The 5,981-nt window shown below is 63.7% G+C and carries 4 protein-coding genes; 3 read left to right on the plus strand and 1 reads right to left on the minus strand.

The annotated features are described in order from the left end of the window. Positions 1 to 73: 73 nt before the first annotated feature. Positions 74 to 1,081, plus strand: a complete 1,008-nt coding sequence (locus WAW17_RS33380) for a GAF domain-containing protein (RefSeq protein WP_422337108.1) — start codon at positions 74 to 76, stop codon at positions 1,079 to 1,081. 443 nt (positions 1,082 to 1,524) lie between these two features. Here WAW17_RS33380 and WAW17_RS33385 read toward each other — a convergent pair whose 3' ends face one another. Then, a complete protein-coding gene (locus WAW17_RS33385) occupies positions 1,525 to 2,016 on the minus strand; it encodes a helix-turn-helix domain-containing protein (RefSeq protein ID WP_422337109.1) in 492 nt (163 codons plus the stop codon). A 1,175-nt stretch (positions 2,017 to 3,191) separates the two neighbouring features. Here WAW17_RS33385 and WAW17_RS33390 point away from each other — a divergent pair. Together WAW17_RS33390 and WAW17_RS33395 are read left to right on the plus strand one after the other, a co-directional pair. Beyond that, positions 3,192 to 4,769, plus strand: coding sequence for a cutinase family protein (locus WAW17_RS33390; RefSeq protein ID WP_422337110.1), 1,578 nt, complete (start codon positions 3,192 to 3,194; stop codon positions 4,767 to 4,769). Continuing rightward, positions 4,762 to 5,949: an insoluble domain protein gene (locus WAW17_RS33395; RefSeq protein ID WP_422337111.1), complete on the plus strand. Its 1,188-nt coding sequence runs from the start codon at positions 4,762 to 4,764 to the stop codon at positions 5,947 to 5,949. The genes WAW17_RS33390 and WAW17_RS33395 overlap by 8 nt, the downstream gene beginning before the upstream one ends. The last annotated feature ends 32 nt before the right edge of the window (positions 5,950 to 5,981 follow it).

Here is a 5,981-nt window from a genome sequence, read left to right on the forward strand (position 1 = left end):
TCCCGAAGCTCTCTATCCTGTGATCCGCTTAACCGCCTGTCGGGGGCGGCCGGTTCACACGTGAGGGAGAAAAATGGGGGAGTGGCACCTGATCGAGACGTTGGTTCCCGACGTCGCGACGGTCGTGGCAAGCAACGGCAAGATCCGAGAGTGGAATTCTGTTGCTCGGTTGGCGCCAGCAAAGGACCTGCGTATCGAGCCGGTAGTGAGTTACGTCCGGGAGACGCGCACCAAGTTCGACAAGGTGTTGATGTCACAGGCCCGGAGCAAAGAATCTTTCCACGTGCAAGCGGTTCCGGTCCTGGGCCCCAGCGGTGACACTCACGGTGTGCAGGTATGGATTGGCGAACCTGATGAGGAGATTCCGCATCCCCGGATCTGCTCTGGTGTGAGTTGGCTCCGAGACAAGCTGATCATTGCACAGACCCTCGAGTCATCGCTGATGTCCGGGGTGACGCCGGAGGAGTTTCATCCCGAGGCCACAGTGGTCGAGTATCTCAACCGATCGGCGCATTTCCAGGAAGAATCGTCCTTCCTGGAACTCGGCGCAAACCCGGAGCCCGGCCAGAAGTGGCACTCCCAGTTCGCGGTCAAGCACAACGCCGGCCATTTGATGCAGTGGCAGTGCGCGTTGCGAACGTATCCGGACCCCGCGCAACGCGGCTGGCGGGTGCTCTTCCACGACATTACCGATACCTACCCAGTGGCGAAGCCCACGCTGGCGCAGATCGGGATGACCGAGGGTATGAAGCACGCCGGCTACCGCGTGGCCTTGATTGACACGGTGAATGGCCTCCTCGGTATGTGGATCTCGGCGCCGGTCGACTGGATGCAGTGGGAAGACACCGATATTCACGGCAATGTCTTCCATGATGACGATCGTCCTGCGTTGGCGTCTGTGCGAGCGCGGTTCGAAGCTGGGGAGGAAGAAGTGCTTCTGAGGCTCCGGCTGCGATCGACCAGCGGGGACTTCGTGGCTACCAATGTGCGACTGACTCCGTATCTCGTCGAGGGTGCTGACGACATGAACGGAGCCCTCATCCAGATCTCTGCGAACCGAGACGTCGAGGCGTTCAATTAGTCAGGAGTCCGGTCGATCCGCCGCAGCTCTTCTCGATTGAGACGGAGCTGCGGCACAGGATCATTCGGCCGCGTAGGTGCCATCAGTTGCCACTTCTTCGGACCACTGCTGCTGCTCTCAGGCAGGATTCAGGTCACGAGCATCAGTGCGACTGGGAAGGGCCGGCACATGTGACCTGCCAATTCGGCGGTCGGCGGCCTCGGCGAACGCCCAATCCGTCTGCGCCCATGTCAGCGCATCAGGGTCTCTGCGCGCGAAATCGCCGCGATGACGTCACCAACCTTCCCGAACACTGGTCTCCATCCTTTCGAGCCAAGGATCGTCGATCGACCGTAGCTCGCCTGGATATCTGTGAAGATCGACCGATTCGAGAACGAAGCTCAGTCGACCTATGAGGGCTCACCCACATTCAGGGGTGATGTTTAGAATACTAGGGTTATTTTCTATAATTCCTTGATGTGTGCCGCGCGTTTTTGGCGGTCATGTTCCCAAACTTCACTGATGAGATTGAGCGGCACCTTGTAGAGCTCAGCCATGCGCCGCCCCCACGTCTCGTCGTACTCCTTGCGCCCTTTTTCTATTCGGCCGAGAACGGTCGCACTTGTCCCGAGCGCTTTCGCAGCCGTTCCCTGCGTCAAGCCGGCCTGACTACGGAGATCGCTGAGCCGCAGTTGACCTTCTGGAATCGGCGCAAGATCAGCATTCGCCACCTTCAGCACTCCAGCGACCCGCGCAAGTAATTCCGGAGTGGGCGCCGCGCGTCCCGTTTCCCATGCAGAGACCGTCTGGGATGAGACCTCGGCAGCATCCGCCAGGTCGTCGATCGTGAGCTTGAGCCCGGTGCGGTAGCGCCTCAATCGGGCGCCACTGAACCCTCGAACTGCACTTCGCGACACGCCGACTCCCGAATCTGGACTCTTCTCTTCGTGAGCCATTGTGTCGCCCCTTCTATGCTGTTTTTTCGCCTAGTGTTTAGAATATTAGGGTGTTAACATGGATTCTGGAACACGGGGTGTTTAGCCGGGGGGACACGAACGAAGGAGGCACCTAATGGGCTTGCGATCACAACTAGACCCGGTTTACAGTTCTCCTGCGCTCCCACCCGGGGGTTTCCTGTGGTCTGTCGTAGTCGGCCCAGATGCAGCACATGAAGGCGTGGCACGCCTGTATTTCGGCGTGCCCTTCATCCCGGGCGGGGAATCCTTTTGATATCTGTATGCGCTCACGCGGCCACCAACGAACCTACGTTCGTCCTACCGGCGTACGCGGCTGCTCATTCGAGTTATCAGCGCCGCAAACGAATCTCGACCCACACTGCCTTGAGGACGCGATCGCGTCCAGTGCCGGCGGGTCCCAAAATCTCCACTGAGCGAGAAAACTCCTGCCCGGGTTCTCGCTCAGTGGACCCTATTCGTAGCGCATGGGCCATCGAGCGCCTGTGCGTTACTCAGATAACCCCAGGTGCGCTGGTGATTGGCGTCCCCTCACGCACCTGGGGCTTTTCCGTGTCCGCGGCGTCTCACGCGCTGTGGCGATCATTCCGCGGGACCTCAAGTCCTGGCGGGCCATTTCTGTACCCATCTGGAGGACTCGATGCACTCGAGTGCAACTCATGCACTGGCGATTAATCGTACGGGTGATCTGGCGCCGTTACAGGAGGCCAGGTCAGCGCCACATCTTCAGCTGTCGGTACGGAGCCTTGAGGATCTGTGGGCTCGCGTTCGTGTCGATACCTGCCCTGGTCGCTGGCCTGGTCATGCGTGCTCAGGCATCACGATCCCCGGGTACTCGACGTGCCCACTTGGTCACTCGCGGGTCCGTTGGTCTCCGTTCTGATTTGTCCGGCCGCGTACGCACGCGACTCCCATTCATCTCTTACGTAGGGACAACCATGCCATTCATCGTTCAGCTAATCATGCTCCTCACATTGCTTGGCGGGAACTTCCCGGGCTGGCCCGCCTAAGCGCGCACATTCCGTTCGCACATCTTGGCCCACAACCAGATTGAAGGGTTCCGAATGAAAATGGATGACGGTCCACGACCGACTGGCACACCTCGCCCGCTTCGGCGTCTCGCCGCCACGGCCGCGGTCGGGACTGTCGCGATCGCGATGAGTGTCGGAGTGAATGCGGTTCCTGCGCAGGCGCAAACGAACTGGCTCGATCAGTTGGTGCAGGATTGCCCCGACCTCTACGTCCTTGGAACGCAAGGGACGGGCGAGTCTTCCCCCGACGCCCCGGTCAAGGCGGACACCGGGATGCTCTCGAACATCATGTCGCCGCTGCTCGATCAGGCCCGCCAGCTCGGGGTTTCGGTCGATCGGGCCTACGTCCCGTACCCGGCAGCTTTCGGCGGTGCCGTGCAGGGCGGTAAGGAGTCGTACGCCGTGTCCGTCGCCGCGGCAGAGGAGAACCTTCGGTCCGCTGCGGAGAAGGTTCTGAGCGAGTGCCCGTCAACGAAACTCGGGATCGCCGCCTTCAGTCAGGGCGCGCACGCTGCGTCGGACTTCCTCGAAAGGGTCGGCAACGGCGGTGTCAGCAGTGTCCCGGCTTCGTCGATCGCGGCGGCTGCTCTTTTCGGGTCCCCGACACGTGCGGAAGGCTCCGGCGTGTTCCCCGGAACGACCCAGACGACGCCGGCTCCGGTACCGGGGACCTCGGGTGCGGCGGTGAAGGCGCTTCCGCCTGTCACGGTGACGACGGCGGCGGGTGCTGGTATCGGTCCGGCCGCTGATACGGCCGCCAGCTTCGGCTCACTGACCGGTCGGGTGTCGATGTGGTGCCAGACCGGCGACCTCGCGTGCGACGCCCCTCCGAACGCTCCGATCGCGCGGGCGGTCGCGAATGTGGCTGGTCAGGCTGAGGTGGGCGGCGACCCGTTCGTCGCGGTCCAGACGATCGGCCTGTCTCTCGCATCGACGGCGTTCAACGTCGGGGTCGATGTGATCAACGAGGACATTCAGATCCCGAAGAACTCCCTCGAGAACCTCTCGATCGCGCCGAAGAAGACGTTGTCGCAGCGCTTGGCTGAAGGCTCGGACCCGCGGGCCACGCCACCGACCGGCCAAGAGGCGCTGTCCGCGCTGATGAAGGTCGGCCTCGTGGCCGTGAATTCGGCTATTACGGTCGCGAAGAAGGTCATCACTCCGGAGACGATCGCGGCCGTCGCGGCCGTGGGGCTGGCTAATCCTCTCGCTGCTTTCGGCATCCTCGCTGCGAAAACGGTTAACGCGGTGATCAGCCTTGTTCCGCCGGCCACGGCGCAGCGGTTGGTGAAGCAGACTTTCGACCTGGTCAAGAACGAAGTCACAGCGAATAAGGATCTCTTCGACCTGGCGGCGTTGACGAAGTACTCGAACATCCAGGCCGCGCACGGCTCCTACGGATCGTCCTCGGCCACCGCCACCGGCCTCGCTCCGACCGAGTACGTGGCGAAGCTGTTCGCCGCTGCTGCTGCGGACCTCGAGGGCGGTGGCCGCGCCGCCTCCACCAAGTCCGGGTCGTCGTCCAGCTCGGCACCGAGCACCACTCGCACGTCCACCCCGGCCGCATCGGCGACGACGTCCAGCACCACGTCTGCACCGGCAGCGTCTACCTCGACGTCCTCCATTGCGACGTCGACGGCACCGACGTTCTCGCACAACGGCCTGACCACTGATACATCCACCGAAGGGAACAACAATGGGTAAGCACCGTAAGCAGGCCAGGATCGTGAGGGCTGCGGGCACGACAGCCGCGGCCGCCGCGGTCATTGTCACGGCGTGCGGCGGTATCGCTACCGCCGCACCGTCGCAGGGCGGAGTGACGACGGCACCGCCTTCGCAGAGCGGTGTCACCACTCCCGCTCCGAGCACTCAGGGCGGTGTCGCCACTCCTGCGCCGGCCGAGCCGGTACAGACCTGGGTTCCGGTCCCGGTCGAGTACCAGCAGCCTGCGGCACCGCTCAAGAACTGGGACTACGGCACGGGCGAGTACGTCCCGCCCGTCTACGACGAGGGCTACTACGCCCAGCCGATCGATTACTCGCAGCTCCACCTGCCGACGCAGCTTCAGGAATTCACCGCACCGATCCAGGCTCCGGAAGACAAGATCCGCCTCGGCCGGTACCTGGCTGATCGCCCGAACTGGGTCAGCAAGGACACGGCCGACCGCACGAATGGTCAGACTGCGGTCGTCGAAGCGCAGGTCACCGACTTCTGGCGCTCTACCGGCCTCGATGCCGATGAGGCGCAGCGTTTGGCTGCCGCACAGGTCGCGGCCGGTGGAGCTGGGGCTGTGGCCGGCGCATTGGGTGCCGGACTGCCCGTGGCTGCCGGTGGCGCGGTCGTCGGCGCACTGGTCGGCGGCACGATCGGCGGCACGAGTGCGGTCTTTCTTGCCGCTCCGCTCCTGACCCCGATCGGTGTCATCCCGGCCGGGGTGGTCGGTACCGCAGCAGGTGCGGGTATCGGCGCAGGTGTTGGCGCAATGGCCGGTATCCCCGCGGCCGCGGCGGGTGCGCTCGTCGGTGGCACGGCAGGTGTCGTCACGGCGACGGTCTACGGCGCCGGTGAGGTGGAGGAGCCGACCGAGGTCGAGATTCCCGACATTGATCAGGCGGCGATCACGGCGCAGACGGAGACCACCCTCGAGCAGTGGGAGGCAAGCCCGCCTGCTGGCACCGCTGCCGCCACCACTGTCCGCGACGCGGTCGCTACCGCCCCGATCGTCGACGAGCAGACCCGCGATGCGGTGACTTCTCTGCCCGGCGGCGCGCAGGCTGTTGCCGCATTCGACCAGGCAGTGACCGATTTCCAGGCGACCACCGCAGTCCCCGGATTGCCGATGGGAATGATCACCGACGCGATCGGCGCGGGCATCCCGGCGTGAGCCACTGGCGAGGGCAGGACACCGTCCTGCCC

The sequence above is a fragment of the Rhodococcus sp. (in: high G+C Gram-positive bacteria) genome (genome assembly GCF_049286785.1).
GTDB lineage: Bacteria > Actinomycetota > Actinomycetes > Mycobacteriales > Mycobacteriaceae > Rhodococcus_F.